This is a genomic window from Bradyrhizobium lablabi, assembly GCF_001440475.1.
Classification (GTDB): domain Bacteria; phylum Pseudomonadota; class Alphaproteobacteria; order Rhizobiales; family Xanthobacteraceae; genus Bradyrhizobium; species Bradyrhizobium lablabi.
Map to the genome: position 1 here is coordinate 110,365 of NZ_LLYB01000134.1, position 20,058 is coordinate 130,422.

Here is a 20,058-nt window from a genome sequence, read left to right on the forward strand (position 1 = left end):
ACGAGCCGGGGTTGTCGGCGGGGGCGGACAAGCACCGGGAATGACGGGGGTAACCGCGATTCCTGAAGATCGTGCTCAAACAGGAAGATTGAGCGCGATGACTCGAAACCGGGTCATCACGCTCTCGTGTTCACTACGGGATCAAATGACAGGGCGTGCCGTCAGCATTGGCCACGTGACAAGGCGGTTGCTTCGATCGGGCATTTGCCTTGTGGCGGCTTGCGTGGCGTTGGCGGCGCCGGCCGCGCATGGCGAAGGCCTCCCCGAGGCGCTGGCCAAGGCCTATCAGACCAATCCCGCGCTCAATGCCGAACGGGCCCGCCAGCGCGCCACGGACGAGAATGTGCCGCAGGCGCTTTCCGGTTATCGGCCGCAGATCGTCGCCACTCTCTCCGCCGGCTTTCAGGCGGTGCGCAACCTGCTGCCCGACAACACCATCCAGTCCGCGAATCTGAAGCCCTGGACCATCGGGGTGACCGTGTCCCAGACGCTGTTCAACGGTTTCAAGACCGCCAACAGCGTCCGCGTGGCGGAATTGCAGGTGCAGTCCGGCCGCGAGGCGCTGCGCAATGTCGGCCAGGGCGTGCTGCTCGATGCGGTCACGGTCTATACCAACGTGCTCGCCAACCAGTCGCTGGTCGAAGCCCAGCGCGCCAACGTAGCCTTCCTGCAGGAAACGCTCGGCATCACCCAGAAACGTCTCAATGCCGGCGACGTGACGCCGACCGATACTGCGCAGGCCGAGGCACGCCTGAGCCGGGGGCGCGCCGATTTGAACGCCGCTGAGGTCAATCTGGCCGTCAGCCAGGCGACATATCTTCAGGTCATCGGCAACGCGCCCAACCTGCTCCGCCCGGCCGATACCGTGGACCGGCTGCTGCCGCGCAGCCGCGACGATGCCACCGGCCTTGCCTTCCGGGAGCATCCGGCTGTGATGGCGGCAAGCTTCGATTTCGATGTCGCCTCCACCTCGATCCGCGTCGCCGAAAGCAGCCTGATGCCGACCATCACGCTGCAAGGCAGCGCCAGCCGCAGCAGGCAGTCCGACCCTACCCTCAGCAGCGCAGGGACCGACCAGGCTTCCATTACCGGCCAGCTCAACCAGCCGATCTATGATGGCGGCATGGCGGCCTCGCAGACCCGACAGGCCAAGGAAGTCGCCGCTCAAAGCCGGCAGGTGCTGGATCAGGTCCGCAACCAGGCCCGCACCGCGGCGGTCGGCGCCTGGGTCGCCAACGAGGGGGCCAAGATTGCGGTCACGGCATCCGAAGCCGAAGTCCGCGCCGCCACCGTCGCGCTGCAGGGCGTGCAGCGGGAAGCCGCCGGTGGGCAGCGTACCACGGTCGACGTGCTGAACGCGCAGCAAGACCTGATCCTGGCCAAGGCGCGGCTAATCGGCGCGCAGCGCGACCGCGTCATCGCCTCCTATACGCTGCTCAGCGCCATCGGCCGGCTCGACGTCAAGAATCTCGGCCTCAACACGCCGGATTATCTGCCGGAAGTGCACTACCATCAGGTGCGCGACGCCTGGCACGGGCTGCGGACACCGTCCGGACAGTAGGTTGTATTTTCTCCCGGCGTTAACCGGACGCTGATTATGTCGTGTATTTTCAGTCGCCCGCAACCCGCGTTGGCCTAAAACGTAGGGGTTCCCGCCCCCGTTTTATTTCGATGGATTTTGCGAGGCCTCGTGGTTTCAAACATCCTGCGCTGGTCGGCCAACGGCCTGTTGGTCCTCGTGCTGTCGATCATCCTTCTGATCACCTCGTTCCGCATGGCGGCGTCGATACGCGAGACCGGCATGCGCGCCCAACTGGCGCCAAGGACCGGCCATCTGGTGCCGACACGTTCGGGCGGCGTCTTCGTGCAGGAGAAGGGCCCCGCGAACGGCATTCCCGTGGTCCTGTTTCACGGCACAGCGGCGTGGAGCGAGTTGTGGCGGCAGACCAGCGATGCGCTGGCATCCGCCGGCTTTCATGTGATCGCCCTTGACCTCCCGCCGTTCGGGTTCTCGGATCGTCCCGGCGGCTATACGCGGCAGGACCAGGCTGCCCGGATCAACGACGTGCTCGATACGCTGGAGGCCCCGCCCGCCATCATCGTCGGACACTCCTTCGGCGCCGGTGCTGCGACCGAACTGGTGATGCGATATCCGGATCGGGCGCGCGCATTGGTGCTGGTCGATGCGGCCCTCGGATTGACGGCCACGCCATCGGCCGCGCCCTGGGTGATCCAGCCGCAATGGATTCGCGAAATCCTAGTGTCGCTGACCATCACCAATCCGATCGCGACGCAAACGCTGCTGCAATCGATGATCGCGAAGAAGGAGCGCGCGCTGCCGGAATATGTCGCGATCCTGCAAAGGCCGCTGGCCCAGCGCGACAGCACGAGCGATATCGCCGACTGGCTCTATTATTTCCTCGGCACCGACACGAATGCGGCAAGCGCGGACCGCACGGCCTATGCGAAGCTGGAAGTCCCGGTCGCGATCCTCTGGGGCGACAAGGACACCATTACGCCGGTCGAGCAGGCCCGCGATCTCCAGACGCTGCTGCCGCCTGAAACGGACCTGACCTTGCTGCCGGGACTCGGCCACATTCCGCAGATCGAGGACCCCGGCATGTTCAACGATGCCCTGCTCAAGACACTCGGAAAACTCTAGACTGGACCGAGATTCGAACCCGGCCGGAGACATCATGGACATCATCAGATTGTGCGCCTGGGGCTATGCCGCCCTGCTCGGCTTCGTGATTCTCACCGGCTACATTCCGGCCTTCATCGACGCCAACGACATGATCTTCGGCCTGTTCCGCCGCACCTGGTACGCCGACGGACTGCATCTGGTCTCGGCGCTGTGGGCGGCAGCCGCGGCGATGACCTCGCGCCGCGCCTCCGAATTGTTCTTTCAACTGTTCGGCGTGTTCTATTTCGCCGACGGCGTACTCGGCCTCCTCACCGGCAGCGGCTATCTCGACTTCGGCATCCTGATTAACGGCGTCCTCAACCTGCCGCTCTCGACGCGGTTCTTCGCCAACGCTCCTCATCTTGGCCTCGGCGGCGTGGCGATCCTGATCGGATACCTTCTAGCGCCGCGGACGCGGACCGCCGTACATGCTTAAATGGCTGCGGCGCATCCTCGCGGTCGTCGCAATCCTGATTGCGCTGACGGTGCTTTTGCCGCTGGCCTATATCGAGGGCACGTGCCGTCCGTCGTCCGACGCAACGGCGGCTAGCGCACCCGTCGTTACCCTGCCCGCGATCGACGAGGCAGGCTACCGGCGCAAGCTGAACAACACGTTCTTCACCTTCCCCGAATGGTACATCGTCTATTCCTTCGAGGATTTCGGCCGCTTCCTCGACCGCTCCAGCGAAAGCCGTTTCGGCTATCTCGGTCACATCTTCGGATTCTGGCGGAGCTTTTGCACCATCAACCGCGTCGTACCCGCGACGGGCGAATCGCTCGCCGAGGTGAAGACGATGATCTACGTCATCGGCATCAGCTATTCCGTCGAATACGCCATCAAGGGATTCTACGAGAATACCGTCGGCCGCGTGTTCGAATGGATCAGGGGCGAGAAGCGCACGCCGCAGGACGAGTTCGGCCGCGCCGTGCTGCAGGACTATGCCGCCTTCCTCTATACCATCCCCTGGTACAAATATCCGTTCCGGGAAAAGCTCGACGGTCTGATGGCGATCTCCGCTCCGACGCCGAGCAACTTGCGCAGCTGGGAGCGCGACTTCGCGCTTGGCGCCGAATATTTCGTCAAGATCGGCTATGCCTCGCTGATCCAGAAGGCGCTCGACGCAGGTGGCGACAACGAGCCGCGCGACATCGTGTTTGCGGTCGCCACATTGCCGCCCGACGTGCTGGCGAAGGAGCCGCGCATCAAGCCGATCCGCGCGCTGACCCCGCAATGGCAATTGGTGCAGACGCCGCGCTACAAGGACTTTACCGACATCCTCATGGGCCTGCTGGATCAGGGTTATGGGGTTGTGGAGATCGCTGGCAATCACGATATCCTCATCACGGTGATTGCCCCCGATGCCGCTAAACTCGACATCAAGGGCACGACGGAGCTGTTTTCGCTGGAACTGGATGCACGGCCCGGCTTCCGCCGGGCGGGTCTGAAGGCGAGGATCGACCGTCTTGTCGATATCAACCGCGAGCTCAAGGCCAGGGGTGCGAGCATTGAGCACTTCTATGATTACTGACGGCCGGCAGCGTGGAGGTCGGCGATGGGGCCGGATTGCCGGCGCGATCGCCCTGGTCATCTGCGGCTGGCTCGCCGTGGTCGTTGCGCTGACCTTCGGATCGGCCCCCGGCAAGTCGATGGCGGTGATTGGCCCGCCGTCCCAGGCGCTGGCTGCGATCGCCAAAGCCAACGGCCGGATTGTTGCGTCGAACAACTACTTCACCATTGCGCGTTCCGACGACGCCAATTTCGTCGGCCGTCTGTACGCGGCAGGTGCGCTGTTTGTGCTGGACGCCGAACAGGCAGGCGGCTGCAGCGGCCTGCCACGGAGGCGGTTCACCGCGCTGTAACTGCGACCGCGATGCCTCATGGAGTATCCTGAAACGGATTTTTACGCGCCCGCTGTTCTGAAAAAATGGCCGTCGAAGAACAACGAGCGCGCCAAAGACGTTGCGTGGCCCATCCCATACTCGGTCTTTGACGGTACCTTGGACGCATGCCTGACGAAGTTATTGACGCAGCCGCTGGGCCAGCGTCATCTCTACCAAATTCATACTGCCCCTCAGGGCGAACTGATCCCTGCAGTAATCTCCGCCGAACTCGCCGTTGAACTTGCCAGGCTGCGAGATTTTCTGTGATGGACACAATGCCCATCCCATTCTGCCGGGCAGTGTCACGACGCGTATTTTTGGTAAAACGTATTGGTGAATAGCCCGCTCGGATCATACTTCCGCTTCGCCGCGAAGAAATCGTTGATCTGCGGATACGAGCGCTGCAGCTGATCCTTCGAATAATAGAGCTGGTAAGGCAGGAAGAACCGGCCCTTGTGGGCGATGGTGAGGTCGATCAGCTCCTCGGTCGCCTTCTTCATCCGCCGGTTGCCCTCGTCATCCGTGGTCTGGTTGATGTAGAGCACCAGCGAGAACGCCGGCTCCGGCGAATAGGTCAGGAAATTGTTCTCCTGATGCACGACGCGCACCGACGCGTTGAGGAGATTGGTCTTGTTGTCGGTCAGCACCTTGCGCATGCCGTCGACAAACGAGACGAACTGGCTGCGCGGGATGAAGTACTCGTGCAGGATGTCGGTATCGTTGGGCAGCGAATTGCGCAAATAAGGCACGGAATCGTGCATCGGGTCGTTGCGGTTGACGAGGCAGGCCTCCGCCGATCCGATCGCCTGCGCGCGCGTCACCGTGCAGCTCTCCATGCGGTGCTCGATGTGCTTTTCCGACAGCCACTTCATTTCCTGAAACAGCGCGCCCTGCTTGGACAGGTTGATGGTGAGCCGCCGCAATTTGGTGCCTGAGACCTCGCCGAGCGGCTGGCGCTTGAAATCGGTGCCGTCGACCTTGGTGTAGGTGTACAGCAGCAACTCCTTCAGGAACGAGCTTGGTGCGGTCGAGAGGTGGCCGTACATCAGGCCGATATTGCCGTCCCTCTCGATCTCGTTGGCGAACAGCGCCGGGAATTCCTTGTAGTCCATCATGCGGCGGCCGGTCTGGTAGACCAGGTTGTCGGCAATATCGAGTTCGGCCTCGACGATGACGCCGAACAGGCCGTAACCGCCGACCACGAGGTTGAACAGGTCCGGATTCTCGGTCGCCGACACCGTGCGCAGCGACCCGTCCGCCAGCATCACCTTCATCGACTTGATCGATTTCGCGAGCGCGCCGGCCTGGTGGTCCATGCCATGGGCATTGACCGAGATCGAACCGCCGACGGTGAAGATGTCGGTCGACTGCATGGCGCGAACCGCGAAGCGCGGGTGCAGCACGTTCTGGATGTCGTGCCAGGTCGCGCCCGGCTGCACCGTGACCGATCGCGAGCTCTCGTTGAGCACGATCTTGTTGAAGCCGCGCATGTCGAGCACGATGCCGCCCTTGCGGAAGGCCTGCCCGCCCATGCTGTGACGGACGCCGGCGGTAGTGACGGAGAGCTTGTTGTCGCGCGCAAAGGCCAGTGTCTTGGCAATATCGTCGACGCTGCGGACGTCGACGACGCCGTAGATCTCGGTTTTGCTGAGGCAGCTTGCGTCGTTGATGCTTCCGCCAAGCTGCGACCATTTCACATCCTTAAGCGGCGCAATCACCTTGATCCGCTCGAGGGGATCCATCTTGGCTTGCTCATCACCGCCGACCGCCGGCCCGCAATCCTTTTCTCCGGTGGGATCGGCGGCCAACGCGGCAAGCTTGCGATAGCTGTAAACGCCGAGCAGCACGACGACCACGGCGGCAACGGACACGCCGGTTTTGAACTTTTGTGAAAATTTTCGCATGAAGTGATTCCAGAGGGTTACAGGATATTCCGGGCGGGCGGATCATTAGTCAAATTTGGCGGCTTCCGGTTCGATACGCCGGCCACGTTACCGGACCGATAACTCTGCGTAGCCAGGCGACGGGCGCCCTTCCCGCGCCTCACTTCTCTCGATAATCTCCTCGCCACACCACGGGCGAAGCAACGCCCGGCGCCGGAGGAACGCTGGAATTGACGGGCATGACGCCCCGTCCGGACACCAACAATCAACAACAATATCCAGGGAGAACACCAATGCTGACGCGACGCAGTATGATGCTTGCCTCCATCGCCGCCGGAGTGATGATGAACGACAGAACCGCCTCTGCCAAAGCGGCACAGCCAGCAACACCGGTGAATTTCGACGTGCCCGCGGGCGCCTGCGACTGCCACACCCATATCCATCCTGATCCCCAGAAATTTCCGTTCTTCTCCGGCCGCGTCTATACGCCCGAACTGGCCTCGCCCGAGGAAATGAGCGCGCTGCACAAGGCGCTGCGCATGGAGCGCGTGGTGATCGTCACGCCCTCGATCTATGGCACCGACAATTCGGCGACGCTGTTCGGCATGGCGGCGCGCGGGCCGACCGCGCGCGGGGTCGCCGTGATCGACGACAAGACGTCCGAGAGCGATCTCGATCTCATGGGCAAGGCCGGCATTCGCGGCGTCCGCCTCAACCTCGCAACCGGCGGCGTCAACGATCCGAACGTCGCGCGGCCGCGATTCACGACGGCCGTCGAACGCATGAAGGCGCGCGGCTGGCACGTGCAGATCTATACCAATCTGCCGATGATATCAGCGGTCAAGGATCTGATCCTGGCTTCGCCGGTACCGGTCGTGTTCGACCATTTCGGCGGCGCCCAGGCGGCGCTTGGCGTCGAGCAGCCCGGGTTTGCTGACCTCGTCGATCTCGTCAAATCGGGCAAGGCCTATGTGAAGATTTCCGGCGCCTATCGCTCCTCGAAACTCGGCCCCGACTACGCCGACTGCACCCCGCTCGCCAAGGCGTTGATCGCGGCCAATCCCGACCGCATCATCTGGGGCACCGACTGGCCGCACCCGGACTCCGTTACCCCGGCCGGCAAGCAGGTCACCGACGTCACGCCACTATTCCAGATCGAGGACGGGAAGCTGTTGAATCAGCTTGCGGTGTGGGCGCCGGATGCGGCAATCCGCAAGAAGATCCTGGTCGACAACCCGGCCCAGCTCTACGGGTTCTGAAGCCCGGCATGTGAGACCACGACCCGCTCCGCTGACCGGAGCGGGTCGTGGTGGTTCTCGCGCAACCACGCACCGGCTTTGCGCAGGCCGCCGAACGGAAACAGGTGGAATCCCGTAATCGATGCGGTCGCGGTTGCCGGCGCCGACCACAATCCCCTGACGACGTCGTCCGGCCCGGTGTCGGTCAGCAGCCGGCCGAACCGGCCGATCTGGGCCCGCAGCGCGCGCATGGAATTGCCGATGCCGCAGCGGAGCGCAAATTTTGTCAGCGTCGCCGGCGTCGCCGGCCCGGCCAGGCCGATAATGACCGGAAGATCGATGCCGGCGCGATCGAGGGCACCGATCCATTGCAGGATCGGCGCGCTCTCGAAGCAGAACTGCGAGACGATATCGATCCGCACTCCCGTCCGCTGCCCCCAGTCCCGCCATGCCTTGAGACCGTTCAGGGCTTCCGGCAGTTCGAGATAGGGATGGCCCTCGGGATGACCGGCGAGGCTGACGTATGCAACGCCGCGTGCCTCGAGCAAACCGCTGCTGCAGACGTCCCACGTCGACTTGAACGGGCCCTTGGCCGCCGCGACATCGCCCGCAATGAGGACGACCCGCGACACACCGGCTTCGCCCCGCGCCCGCGCCAGGAAATCATCGAGCGCTTCCCGCGAGGCCATTTCGCGCGCGGCGACATGGGGCACCGGATTGTAGCCGGCGCGGCGCAGCGCGGCCGCCGTTTCGACGTTATGTCGGTAATTGTCGCCGGGCAGGAATGTGATCGTGACGTCGGTGCCTGCAGCGAAATTGTCGCGCAGTTCTGCGAGCTGATGCCCGCGCGAGGAGATTTCGACGGAGGCCGACGGCAGCAGCGCGGCAAGTCTGGGGGATGGCTGATCGGTGACGGTCACGGACGCCTCCCAAACTCAGGCCGGCGCGCGGCGGCGCGAGATCACATAGGTCTCGTCGTTGAACCACAGGCCGCCATGCTTCTTCAGGACGCGGTCGGTGGCTTCGAGATAGCGGCCGTCGCGAACGACTTCCGACAGCCTGTTATCCTCAATCTGCGCTACGTAGATCGCGGCGTTCCAAGCCGCGAACAGCGTTGAGGTGCCGATCGGCCCGCTGACTTCGTCCGGCAGGGTGTGCATCTGATAGCGGAAGATCGAGCGCGCATCCGAGGAGGCATTGAAATTGTAATGCCGCGCCGCCGCGCCGAGCTCGTGCTTGACCTGGCGCAGGATCGCATAGCGGTCGGTCTTGAACGGATCGTCGCCCGGCCAGACCTGGTCGATGATCTCGATGCCGGGATCCCGCCCGTGCGAATGGATGCCGATCAGCCGCCCTCCCGGCCGCAACGATTTGACCAGCGGAGTCACGACTTTCGATGCCTTGAACTCGACACTCGCCCGCGCCCGGTAGGGCTGCGAGGCAATGACGAGGTCATAATCGGCCATCACCCGGCCGGGCCGTGGCATGATCGGATCGAGCAGGAACGAATGATCCTCGCGCCGCAGCGTCAGGATCACCGGGCGCTGGTAGACCGGATTGCCCGTGGTCGGACTGATGCCGGCACGCCAGTTCTCGGCGAGGAAGCTTTCGAGCTCACCGATCTGTTCGGCGAAGCCGTGCGCGGTGTTGCCGGTCAGCGTGACATCCTTCCAGATCAGGCCTTGCGCTGACGTCACCGAGCGCGGCGTCAGCCACGGCGCCTCGGCATAATAGAGGTTTGTCACGACCAGCACCGTGGCGGGATGCTCGAACAGGCGGTCGGCCATTTTCTCCAGCATCAGGCGGACGTCTTCGTAGCTGATCTCCTTCGCCACGACATAGAGCGGCATGGTGGGGAAGCGCGCATGCACCGCGCGCATCACCCGCGACAGCACGGTGCCGTCGCCGACGCCGGCGTCGAAGATGCGCAGTGCCGGCGGCGCCGGCTGCAGATTGCCGAGTTCGAGCGAGATGCGGTTGCCGACCTCGCTCTTCTCGCTGCAGGTCGAGACGAACAGCAGATACTTTTGCCGGTTGTCGAAGAATCGGAATCCCGGCGGCGCAACCGCCGGGGCTGCGGCCGTGCCGTTCTGCGGCCTGGTCGCCGGGGAACTGGACGATGCGTCGGCTGAAGCTGGCTGGTGCTCGGCGAGATACGCGCGGACCTTGTCAAGCGTGCCGGTCGTGATCCTGGCGCCGTCGCGCAAGCGCGATACCAGCTTGCCGTCGTTGACCACCAGCCGCCCGAAGGTCGATTCGGCCGTGCGTGTCTGGCGGCAATAGTCACGGATTTCGCCGAGAATCTGCTCGGCCGTCGGCGCGGTCTTCGCAAGTGGTACGTGGCCGTTCGTTGGCCCTGCAGATAGCTGGCTAGTGCCCTGGCTTTCCTCGATCCGCATGGCTTGCTCCTGCGGTTGTCCCTGCCGGTATCAAGGGACGGCCGCAGGTTTGCGTCAACCACAAACCGAGTGGGCAGGAAACATGGGCATGTGCCCACACGGCTTCTAGCGTGCCCGGCGCGAGAACACCGAGATCAGGGCAGGCAACGTCACCAGGATCACGATCGGCGCCAGCATCATGCCGGTGACGACCACGACCGCCAGCGGCTTTTGCACCTGCGAACCGATCCCCTCCGAGAGTGCCGCCGGCAACAGTCCGACGCCCGCGACCACGCAGGTCATCAGCACCGGCCGCAACTGCAGTTCGCCAGTGCGGATCACCGCGCGGATCCGCTCATAGCCCTCGTCGATGAGCTGGTTGTACTGCGACAGGATGATGATGCCGTCCATCACGGCGATACCGAACAGCGCGATGAAGCCGATCGCCGCCGAGACGCTGAAGGGAATCCCCGTGATCAGCAATCCGAGCACACCGCCGAAGATCGCCATCGGGATTACGCTCATCGCGAGCAGCGTGTCGACCATCGAACCGAAATTGAAGAACAAGAGTACGCCGATCAGCGCGAGGCTGATCGGCACCACGATCGACAGTCTTCGGATGGCGTCCTTCAGGTTACCGAACTCGCCGACCCATTCGATCCGCGATCCCGGCGGAAGCTGGACCTGCTCGGCGACCTTGTCCTGCGCTTCATGGATCGCGCTGCCGAGGTCGCGGTTACGCACCGAGAACTTGATCGGCAGATAGCGTTCCTGCCCTTCGCGGTAAATATAGGCGGCGCCCGAGACCAGGTTGATCGAGGCGACCTCGCTGAGCGGGATCTGCGTAACGCCGCCCTGCCCGGCCACGCCGATCCGCAAGTTGTGGATCGCCTCCGCGCTCTTGCGGTACTCCGGCGCAAGACGAACGATGATCGGGAAATGCCGGTCGCTGCCGGGCTCGTAGAGATCGCCGGCGCTGTCGCCGCCGACCGCGACCTTGATGGTGGCGTTGATATCGCCGGGCGACAGGCCGTAGCGCGCCGCGCGGGCACGGTCGACGTCGATCTGAATGGTCGGCTGGCCGAGCGAGGTGAACACGGCGAGGTCGGTGACGCCCTGCACGGTGCCGAGCACGGATTTGATCTTGTTGGCGGTATCGGTCAGCGCCTGCAGGTCGTTGCCGAACAGCTTGATCGAGTTCTCGCCCTTGACGCCCGAGACCGCCTCCGAGACGTTGTCCTGCAGGTATTGCGAGAAGTTGAATTCGACGCCCGGGAATTTGTCCTGCAATTGCCCCAAGAGCTGCGCGGTCAACTCATCCTTGTCGCGGGTGCCGGGCCATTCGGTGTTGGGTTTGAGCGGCGCGAAGAATTCGGCGTTGAACAGGCCGGCGGCGTCGGTGCCGTCGTCCGGGCGTCCATGCTGCGACACCACCGATTCCACTTCGGGACGCGCGCGGATCATCCTGCGCATCTCGTTGACGTAGGCATTGCCTTCCTGCAGCGAGATGGTCGGCGGCAACGTGGCGCGGATCCAAAGATTTCCTTCTTCCAGCTTGGGCAGGAATTCCAGGCCCAGCAACCGCGCGAACGCAATCGTCATCAGGAAGAGCACGGCAGCACCGCCCAACACGATCTTGCGGTTCGCAATCGCCCACCGCAGGACCGGCATATAGAACCAATGCAGGAACGCCATGATGCGGGTCTCGGTTTCCTGCATGTGCGCGGGCAGGATGATCGCGCTCAGCGCGGGCGTTACGGTGAAAGTCGCGAGGAGTCCGCCCGCCAAAGCATAGGCATAGGTCCGCGCCATCGGCCCAAAGATATTGCCCTCGACGCCGCTCAGCGTGAACAGCGGCAGGAAGGCGGCGATGATGATAGCGGCTGCGAAGAAGATCGAGCGCGACACGTCGGCAGACGCCGACAGAATGGCGTGGCTCTTCATTCCCATCGTGGTTTCGAAGGAGATGTGGCTCTGCTCGGCCTCCGACAGCGCCGTCGTCTGGGTCAGCCGCCGGAAGATCGCCTCCACCATGATCACGGTGCCGTCGACGATCAGGCCGAAATCGATCGCGCCGACCGACAGCAGGTTGGCGGATTCGCCGCGCAGCACCAGGATGATGACGGCGAAAAACAGCGCGAACGGAATCGTTGCGCCGACGATCAGCGCGCTGCGGAGATCGCCGAGGAACATCCACTGCAGCAGCACGATCAGGAGGATCCCAACCACCATGTTGTGCAGCACCGTATGCGTGGTGATGTCGATGAGGTCCTTGCGGTCGTAGATCCGCTCGATTTTCACGCCGGGCGGCAGGATCGAGGAATGATTGATGTCGTGCACGAGCTTTTCGACGCGGGCAATCGTCGGCGAACTCTGCTCGCCGCGCCGCATCAGCACGATGCCCTGCACGATGTCGTCGTCCTGGTCGAGGCCGGCAATACCGAGCCGCGGCTTCTCCCCGATCGTGACATGGGCGATGTCGCGCACCAGCACTGGATTGCCGCCGGACTGCGACACCATAGTGTTGTTGAGGTCGTCGATCGAGCGGATCAGGCCGACGCCGCGCACCACGGCGGATTGCGCGCCGATATTGACGGTGTTGCCGCCGACATTGATGTTGGCGTTGCTTACGGCCTGAAGCACCTGCGGCAGCGTCAGCCCGTTGGCGACCAGCTTGTTGAAATCGACCTGCAGCTCGTAGGTCTTGGTCTTGCCGCCCCACCCCGTGACGTCGATGACGCCGGGCACGGCGCGGAAGCGGCGTTGCAGCACCCAGTCCTGCAGCGTCTTGAGATCGAGCACGCTGTAGTTCGGCGGGCCCTTCAGGCGGTAACGAAAAATCTCGCCGATCGGGCTGAGCGGCGAGATGGTCGGCTGCACATTGCCTGGCAGCGGCGGCAATTGCGCCAGGCGGTTCAGAACCTGCTGCAATGCCTCTTCATAAGTGTAGTCGAAGGAGAATTGCAGTTTGACGTCGGATAGGCCGTACAACGAGATGGTGCGGATCGTGCGCAGATTCTTGATGCCGGCGACCTGGGTCTCGATCGGAATCGTGATGTAGCGCTCGATCTCTTCCGACGACAGGCCAGGGCTCTGCGTCACGATGTCGACCATCGGCGGGGTCGGATCGGGATAGGCCTCGATGTTGAGGTGCTGGAACGCGATCAGTCCGCCGACCAGCACGGCGACGAACATGCCGACCATCAAATAGCGGCGGCTGACTGCTAGGGCGACCAGGCGATCCACAGATCGAAGCTTTCAGTGAGAGGTCAGCTGCCGGACGCGGCGCGGTCGATGAAGAGTGCGCCCTTGGTGACGATCTGCTCACCAGGCTTCAAATTGCCGACCACCTCGACGAGATCGCCATTGATGAGGCCGGGCTTGATCTGACGCAGTTCGATGGTCTTGTCCGGATGCGCGACCCAGATCCGGACCTGGTCGCCTTCATAGATCAGCGCCTGCTTCGGCACGCCGACTGCGGGACGGTCGCCCGCCGAATAGATCGTGACATTGGCGAACATCTCCGGCTTCAGCGTGCCGTTCTTGTTGTCGATGGTGGCGCGGACGAGTAGCCGCCGCGTCGCCGGATCGATTGCGGTGGCGACATAGTTGATCCGCGCCGACAGCGAACGGCCCGGCAGCGCCAGCACGTTGAAACTCACCTCCTGCCCGATCGCGACGTTGGCGCAGTCGCTTTCGCGAACGAACGCCGTCATCCAAACGGTGGAGAGATCGCCGATCACATAGACGGGGTCGCTGGCGCCGGCGTTGACGTATTGCCCCGGGCCGATCTTGCGCTGGACCACGGTGCCGGCGATCGGTGCGAAGATGGTGATCTCGGGATTGATACGGCCCTTCTCCTGGAAGGTCGCGATGTCCTCGTCAGTGAGGCCGAGCAGGCGCAGCTTGTTGCGCGCCGCCTGCAGCGCCGTTTCCGACGAGCGCATGTCATTCTGCGCCTGGATCAGGGTCGCCTGACTCTGCTGATAATCCTTCAACGGGACGGCCTTGCCTTCGAACAGATCCTTGGCGCGCGTTCCCTGCAACTGCGCCAATTCGAGCGCGGACTTCGCCTTGTTCATGGCGGTCATGGCCGCGATAAAATCGTTTTGCGCCTGGACGTTGTCGGCGGCCTCGATCACGAACAGCGGCTGGCCCTTGACGACACTGTCGCCCGGCCTGGCCAGCAGCCTGGTGACACGGCCCGCATAGGGCGAGAACACCGGCGTCGAACGATCTTCATCGATCGCGATCTTGCCTTCGGTGACGTGCTCGGCGCGGAAGCCCCGCTCGGTGACGGGCTGAATGGTCAGGCTGGCCCATTCGGCGGGGCTCGGCGTATAGCGCTGCAAGCCCTTGCGCGACTGGCTCGAAATTTCCGAATGCCCGCGCTTTGCACCGCCGATCTGGGCGTAGCCATAGGCGCCCGCACTTGCGAGCGCCACGAACGCCACTGCCATAGCCCATCGCTTCCGACTAAGCGGCTGCCATTGCTTTGTTAATTGTTTCAGCATGCGGCCCGGATCACTCAGCGACGTTTTGCCTCACCTACCCGCTAATAGTGCCCAATTGGCATTTTACACAACCTAAAAAACGAAAATTGGTTTGGCGGAGAGGTTAAAGTTTGGAGAAGTGCATATGAACGCCTTATGACTGCCTCATTCGTGCCTAGGCCATTGCGGTTGATCGCTGCCGAGCGGCATTGCCGGACGGGCCCAAAACGCCGGGGTTTTCGCCAAAACCCCAGAATGCCTGACTGATCGCAGCGTACCAAAACCTGAGCCGGTCTCCTCCATAAATGGCGTCACCGCCTCCCCCGTAAAATCACGGGTATCCAGCCCGCCGGCGACCCGCCCGAGATTCCACAGCCACCGCCCGGTCTGCGCCAGCGACACCTGGACGTGCCAACTGCCGCCTTCGCGCGCCTGACGCGCTTTGGCTATCATCGCGCCGAACGCCATGAAGTAGCCGGTGGCGTGGTCGAGCATCTGCGCGGGCAATTCCTTTGGCCCCTCAATACCGGCCGCCTGACCCTCGGCATGGTTGAATCCGGTCGCGGTCTGCACCAACGAGTCGAAACCGCGCCGCCCGGCCCAAGGCCCGACGGCACCATAGGCGGACAACGTGACATAAATGATGCCGGGATTGATGCGCGCCGCTTCCTCCGGCGAAAAGCCGAGGCCGGCGATCGCATGCGGCCGGTAGCCTTGCGAAAAGATATCGGCGTCAGCCAGCAACTCCCGCAACACCGCCCGGCCCTGCTCCGTCCTGAGTTCGACGAAACTCGTCAGCTTCCCGCGGCCGGTATCGATCGTGAGCCACGGGATCGCCGGCAGATCCGGTCCTGAGATCAGCAGCACGTCGGCGCCATGGGCCGCGAGCGTCCGTCCCGCCACGGGACCTGCAATCACGCGCGACAGATCGAGCACCCGGAGCCCGGCGAGCGGCCGCTCGCCCGCGGGCCACGGCTTTGGCGCGGCCTCGCCGATTTTCGTGATCGAGATCAGTGGCAATCCGGCGAGTGCCCTGGCATGCGGCGTCGCCGACCATTGGTCATGGGAGCGCATGAAGGCAACGACGCCGCCGTTCGCATAGGCTGCGGTCTCGAACGCCTCGCCGTCCAATTGCATCAGCGCGGCCTGCACGGCGTCGCGCTCGGGCTTGCAGTTCAGTACCTTGCAGACGGCATCGCGGTGATGCGGAAAGTTGGTGTGCAGCCGCACAAAGCCGTCGCTGACCTTGTAGACACCGGCGATCGCGTCCCAGGCCGGCGGCGGCGGCTTGCCGTCGAGGCGGAGATAACGCTCGCTCCGGCATTCGACCACGGCATGGCGCATATCGACCGAAACGCCCTGCGCCTCTCCGCCGCGCATTTTCCAGATCTCGGCCGCGGCGAGCGCGCTGGCGGCGACGCTGACCTGCGCCGCCGCCGCAACGCGAAACGAGGACGGCAATTGCGGCTCGTCGCCGGTCAGCTTGAGCGCATCGAGTGCGGACGGATCGCCGCCGGCAGAGGTCCAGATGTCGGCGAGAATTTCTCTGGGGCTTTGCATCGGCGCGTCTCTTCCCTAACGTTCGTCTCGAATATTCCAGTCAACGTAGCCCGGATGGAGCGTCAGCGAAATCCAGGAACGATCTTGCCACGCGGATCGCTCTTACCCGGATTGCGCTTCGCTTCATCCGGGCTACGCGTCCTCAATCCGGAAGGAGTTGCAATGGCGGCCATCGACCCCCTGACGGCGGGAGCCGTTTTCCTTGCGACCGCAGGGACCGACGCGGTCTACGTGATGTTCACTTCGGCGGTGGTACACCGCAAGCGCGTGCCGGCAGCGACCTGGAGCAGCATCTGGTACGTGCTCTCGTCCTACGCCGTGATCAGCTACACCGACAATTGGGTCTATGTCGTGTTCGCCGCTATCGGCTCGTGGGTCGGCGCTTATCTGACTATTACCTTCCTGCATCGTCCGCCCGGCGGCCCGCCGGTTGGTGCTGCGCCGGAGTAAGTCCGGCATGCCCGCCCGTAGCCGGTAGGATGGGTAGAGCGAAGCGAAACCCATCAATGCCGTTCGTGAGGGTGATGGGTTTCGCTTCACTCTACCCACCCTACGCAGCCCTTTCACACTTTGAGCTTTCTCCCGCGTCACCTTCCTCGCTACAATGTGCTGCGGATCAATCAAGGAAAAACAAAATGGACTTGGGTTTGAAGGGTAGAAACGCCGTCGTGCTCGGCGGCACGCGGGGCATCGGGCGGGCGATTGCGGATACGCTGGCGGGCGAAGGCGCAGGCGTCGCGGTGTGCGCGCGCAATGTGGATCAGGTCGCGGCGACCGTTAGCGAGCTGAAGGCGCATGGCGGGCGCGCGACCGGGGTGCCGCTCGATGTTACCGACGCGGCGGCGCTGAAATCATGGATATCTGATACGGCCAACGAGCTCGGCAGCATCGACATGCTGTTTTCCAACGCCGGGGCGATGGCGCAAGGCGGCGATCCCGCCTCCTGGGAGCAGAACTTTCGGCTCGACGTGCTCGGCGCCGTCAACGCATTCGAGGCGGCGCGGCCGTTTCTCGAGGCCAGCGGCGAAAAAACCGGCGACGCAGCATTCATCATCATCTCGTCGATATCAGCCGCGCAGGCCGACGCCGCCAGCTCCTATGGCCCGATCAAGGCGGCGCTGATCCACATGGCCAAGGGACTGGCGCGGCAATACGCGGGCAAGAAAATCCGCGTCAACGTGGTGTCGCCGGGCACGGTCTATTTCAAGGGCGGCATCTGGAACATGGTCGAGCAGAACATGCCGAAGCGCTACCAGGATGCGCTGGCGCGCAACCCGACCGGCCGCATGGCGACGCCGCAGGAAATCGCCAATGCGGCGGTTTTCCTGGCGAGCCCGGCGTCTTCGTTCACGACCGGTTCGAACCTCGTGGTCGACGGCGCGATCTCGAACCGGGTGAATTTCTAACGACGGATTGTAGGGTGGGCAAAGCGCAGCGTGCCCACCTTTTGCAACAGCGATCCGGATTGAAGATGGTGGGCACGGCGCGATGCGCCTTTGCCCACCCTACGATTCCGGAATCTTTTCTACTTGATCGTTTCCGCGCCGGCCTTGCAGGCCACCGCATCCTGATCGCCGGTGGCGCCACTGCAACCGACGGCGCCGATGATCTTGCCGCCTTCGATCAGCGGGAAGCCGCCGGGAGACGCGGTCGGCGGGGGCGAATCCAGCGTGGCAAGATAGTTGCCGGCGGGAGTCTGCATCGCGTTGCTGAAGATCTGCGTCGGACGTCGAAGCCGCGCCGACGTCCGCGCCTTGTTCTGCGAGATCGTCACCGAGCCGTGCTGGGTGTTGTCCATCTTGTAGAAATAGACGAGGTCGCCATGGGTATCGACAACGGAAATGGCGAGCTTCCAGTTGCGCGGAGACTTGGTGGCCTCGGCAACGACCGCCTTCACGATGTCGGCGGCGCGATCGGCGGTGATCGAATTGCCATAAGGAATATCGAACGGCATCTGGTCGGGCACTGCCGCAGGGGCTGCTGGAGCGGCCGGGGCTGCCGGAGCCGCCGGTTGCTGAGCTTGAGCCGGGGCCTGTCCGCAGACCGCTGCGACGGCGCACGCCGCAAGAATCGCCAAAGTATTCCGACGCATGTCTTCTTCCTCCCAAGGGTATTGATTATGAAGCGTTGATGATGTGCGGCCGGGTCCTCCCCTGTGCTGCCCGGCCGCCGGCGACGATATGAGGTTTCGTTGCTGGTTAAAACTCAATTTGGGCGTGCGATTGCGCGTAACCCGTTGCATCCGGCCTACCGCAGTTGCGAGAGCCGGGCTTACAACTCGCGAACCAAACCGGGTCAATTTGAATCGATAAGCTAAGGGAACTTTACGAACTTGCATTCAATGTGGTCACCACTGCGAAGACCCAGCCGACTGGGTCCAATGACGGGTGGCCACGATGATTGTCGACGAGCAAAGGACAAAAGTGCAGCGCGAGCCGCGACGCCAGCTGCGCAAACGGCCGACATGGGTGACGACCGACGACGGGGTGACGAAGATCGAATGCATCGTCCTGGACGTCTCCCCGGGCGGCGCCAAGATCGTGACCGATGCTCCGTTCGACGTCAGGGACAGTTTTGAACTGGCGCTGGTGCCCGAACACACGACGCGCCAGTCGTGCGAAGTGGTGTGGCGCCGGGGCAAGACCTACGGCGTGAAGTTTCTGTCCTGAGGCACCTTCCGCCCCGACTTCAAGGATGTGGCTGCTAGCGTGGCCTTCATGGTTCGAGACGGCGCGTTGCGCCTCCTCACCATGAGGAGAGATAAATACTCCGCGGCGCGTACTAAATCTAAGCCCCAACGCCAGCCTAGAACCTCATCCTGAGGAGCGGCATCTTTGCCGCGTCTCGAAGGATGCAGGCCCGGCTGTCACAATCGCGGCCCTCCGACCCGAGCGCCGGCCGGCCGCCCTCGCGGACATACTCTCGTCGCGATTCGAGCTCGACATACGTGAATGTATTATTACATTCATATGTCAATTCGATTACGGCGGAGCAGCGAATGAGCTTGGAATGGCAGGCGCGGTCAGGTTCCCTGGCCTGGTCAAATCCCGTGTCCTGGTGGTGGGGCCTGCTGACGCTGGTGAGCGGCGTCAATATCGCCATCTGGTTCGTGCTGTATCGCGAGCTTCCGCTTCCGCCGGCCGGAAGTGTCGGCAGCCTATCCGGCGCCGGCGCCATGCTGCTGTTCTGCGCGGCCTATGTGTTCGGCTGCGCCTTCAGGTCGTTCCTGCCGCGTGCCGACGTGCAGCGCATCTGCCTGTTCGACACCTGGCTATCGAGCGTCATGGTCGGACGTTCGGTGGCGACGATCGCCGAGATCTGCTTCGTGGCGCAATGGGCCATCATCCTGCACCAGATCGGCACAATGACGGGCGCGGAAACCGTGACGAATGTCGCGTGGGTGATCGTGCCGCTGATCCTGATCGCGGAATGCCTGTCATGGTATGCGGTGCTGACCCGGAATTATCTCGGCAACGCCATCGAGAATTCGCTGTGGGCGGTGGCCTTCTTCGCCATTGGCGTCGCGCTCTGCCGCCTGCTGCCGGAATTCAACGGTGCGGTTCGCGCCGTCCTCGCCATCGCCGTCGCGGGCATTGCGGGCTTTCTGGCGTTTCTCATGACCATCGACGTTCCGATGTATCTGAAGCGCTGGCGGACTGGCGACGCCGATGGCGACAAGCGCCTGACGCCGCGCGAGGGCCTGCGCGACGTCAGCACGCGCTGGGTGGTGACGCACGACCTCAGGGAGTGGAAGGACGAGATTGCCTGGATGTCGCTTTATTTCAGCCTGGCGGTCTGGTCGAGCCTTGCGCTGTGCGTGTTCTATTCGCTGGAAAATCACCTGCCGCAGTATCGGACTACGGCAACGATCACGAGCGGGGCGCCAAGCACAACCGTCGCCGGCAGTCCCCGGTAAGACAACCCCCGCACTGAAACCTTGCG

Annotated in this window: 18 protein-coding genes; 11 read left to right on the forward strand and 7 right to left on the reverse strand. The window is 63.4% G+C overall.

The features are described 5' to 3' along the window. Window positions 1-145 precede the first annotated feature (145 nt). The 6 genes from CQ14_RS40170 (at window position 146) to CQ14_RS40195 (ending at window position 4,831) form a co-directional block, all read left to right on the forward strand. Window positions 146-1,561, forward strand: a complete 1,416-nt coding sequence (locus CQ14_RS40170) for a TolC family outer membrane protein (RefSeq protein WP_156435865.1) — start codon at window positions 146-148, stop codon at window positions 1,559-1,561. A 129-nt stretch (window positions 1,562-1,690) separates the two neighbouring features. Continuing rightward, complete coding sequence (locus CQ14_RS40175; protein ID WP_057863265.1) at window positions 1,691-2,662, forward strand: alpha/beta fold hydrolase; 972 nt, start codon at window positions 1,691-1,693, stop codon at window positions 2,660-2,662. Between the two features lie 34 nt (window positions 2,663-2,696). Next, the gene (locus CQ14_RS40180) at window positions 2,697-3,119 is read left to right on the forward strand and encodes a hypothetical protein (RefSeq protein ID WP_057863266.1); all 423 of its coding nucleotides are present in this window, start codon (window positions 2,697-2,699) and stop codon (window positions 3,117-3,119) included. Beyond that, window positions 3,112-4,212, forward strand: coding sequence for a hypothetical protein (locus CQ14_RS40185; RefSeq protein ID WP_057863267.1), 1,101 nt, complete (start codon window positions 3,112-3,114; stop codon window positions 4,210-4,212). The genes CQ14_RS40180 and CQ14_RS40185 overlap by 8 nt, the downstream gene beginning before the upstream one ends. Continuing rightward, the gene (locus CQ14_RS40190; RefSeq protein WP_057863268.1) at window positions 4,202-4,543 is read left to right on the forward strand and encodes a hypothetical protein; all 342 of its coding nucleotides are present in this window, start codon (window positions 4,202-4,204) and stop codon (window positions 4,541-4,543) included. The genes CQ14_RS40185 and CQ14_RS40190 overlap by 11 nt, the downstream gene beginning before the upstream one ends. Before the next feature lie 18 nt (window positions 4,544-4,561). Further along, entirely contained in the window at window positions 4,562-4,831 is a 270-nt protein-coding gene (locus CQ14_RS40195; RefSeq protein ID WP_057863269.1) for a hypothetical protein, read from the forward strand. A 35-nt stretch (window positions 4,832-4,866) separates the two neighbouring features. On the opposite strand, the gene CQ14_RS40200 is transcribed toward CQ14_RS40195, so the two are convergent. Then, entirely contained in the window at window positions 4,867-6,468 is a 1,602-nt protein-coding gene (locus CQ14_RS40200) for an FAD-binding oxidoreductase (RefSeq protein WP_057863270.1), read from the reverse strand. Between the two features lie 272 nt (window positions 6,469-6,740). On the opposite strand from CQ14_RS40200, the gene CQ14_RS40205 reads away from it, so the two are divergent. Then, window positions 6,741-7,706 (forward strand): amidohydrolase family protein, encoded by a 966-nt coding sequence (locus CQ14_RS40205; protein ID WP_057863271.1) that lies wholly within the window; start codon window positions 6,741-6,743, stop codon window positions 7,704-7,706. Here CQ14_RS40205 and CQ14_RS40210 read toward each other — a convergent pair. The 5 genes from CQ14_RS40210 to CQ14_RS40230 all read right to left on the reverse strand — a co-directional run bounded on the left by CQ14_RS40210 (window position 7,694) and on the right by CQ14_RS40230 (window position 16,116). Next, window positions 7,694-8,605: a methylenetetrahydrofolate reductase gene (locus CQ14_RS40210; RefSeq protein WP_057863272.1), complete on the reverse strand. Its 912-nt coding sequence runs from the start codon at window positions 8,603-8,605 to the stop codon at window positions 7,694-7,696. The genes CQ14_RS40205 and CQ14_RS40210 overlap by 13 nt on opposite strands. Window positions 8,606-8,620: 15 nt before the next feature. Further along, window positions 8,621-10,084 carry a hypothetical protein gene (locus CQ14_RS40215; RefSeq protein ID WP_245320902.1) on the reverse strand — a complete coding sequence of 488 codons (1,464 nt, stop codon included), beginning with the start codon at window positions 10,082-10,084 and terminating at the stop codon, window positions 8,621-8,623. Between the two features lie 105 nt (window positions 10,085-10,189). Then, the gene (locus CQ14_RS40220) at window positions 10,190-13,309 is read right to left on the reverse strand and encodes an efflux RND transporter permease subunit (RefSeq protein ID WP_057863273.1); all 3,120 of its coding nucleotides are present in this window, start codon (window positions 13,307-13,309) and stop codon (window positions 10,190-10,192) included. 23 nt (window positions 13,310-13,332) lie between these two features. After that, window positions 13,333-14,577, reverse strand: a complete 1,245-nt coding sequence (locus tag CQ14_RS40225; RefSeq protein ID WP_057863274.1) for an efflux RND transporter periplasmic adaptor subunit — start codon at window positions 14,575-14,577, stop codon at window positions 13,333-13,335. Between the two features lie 144 nt (window positions 14,578-14,721). Beyond that, window positions 14,722-16,116 (reverse strand): CoA transferase, encoded by a 1,395-nt coding sequence (locus CQ14_RS40230; RefSeq protein ID WP_057863275.1) that lies wholly within the window; start codon window positions 16,114-16,116, stop codon window positions 14,722-14,724. A gap of 162 nt (window positions 16,117-16,278) precedes the next feature. Between CQ14_RS40230 and CQ14_RS40235 the strand changes: the two genes are divergently transcribed. Together CQ14_RS40235 and CQ14_RS40240 are read left to right on the forward strand one after the other, a co-directional pair. Continuing rightward, on the forward strand, window positions 16,279-16,566 hold the full coding sequence (locus CQ14_RS40235) for a hypothetical protein (protein ID WP_057863276.1): 288 nt from the start codon (window positions 16,279-16,281) through the stop codon (window positions 16,564-16,566). 185 nt (window positions 16,567-16,751) lie between these two features. After that, complete coding sequence (locus CQ14_RS40240; protein ID WP_057863277.1) at window positions 16,752-17,522, forward strand: SDR family NAD(P)-dependent oxidoreductase; 771 nt, start codon at window positions 16,752-16,754, stop codon at window positions 17,520-17,522. A 119-nt stretch (window positions 17,523-17,641) separates the two neighbouring features. On the opposite strand, the gene CQ14_RS40245 is transcribed toward CQ14_RS40240, so the two are convergent. Then, on the reverse strand, window positions 17,642-18,208 hold the full coding sequence (locus CQ14_RS40245; protein WP_063800491.1) for a GlcG/HbpS family heme-binding protein: 567 nt from the start codon (window positions 18,206-18,208) through the stop codon (window positions 17,642-17,644). Window positions 18,209-18,512: 304 nt separating this feature from the next. Here CQ14_RS40245 and CQ14_RS40250 point away from each other — a divergent pair, with 304 nt between their 5' ends. Then, complete coding sequence (locus CQ14_RS40250; protein ID WP_063800499.1) at window positions 18,513-18,785, forward strand: PilZ domain-containing protein; 273 nt, start codon at window positions 18,513-18,515, stop codon at window positions 18,783-18,785. Between the two features lie 329 nt (window positions 18,786-19,114). Continuing rightward, window positions 19,115-20,032: a hypothetical protein gene (locus CQ14_RS40255; RefSeq protein WP_057863279.1), complete on the forward strand. Its 918-nt coding sequence runs from the start codon at window positions 19,115-19,117 to the stop codon at window positions 20,030-20,032. Window positions 20,033-20,058 lie beyond the last annotated feature (26 nt).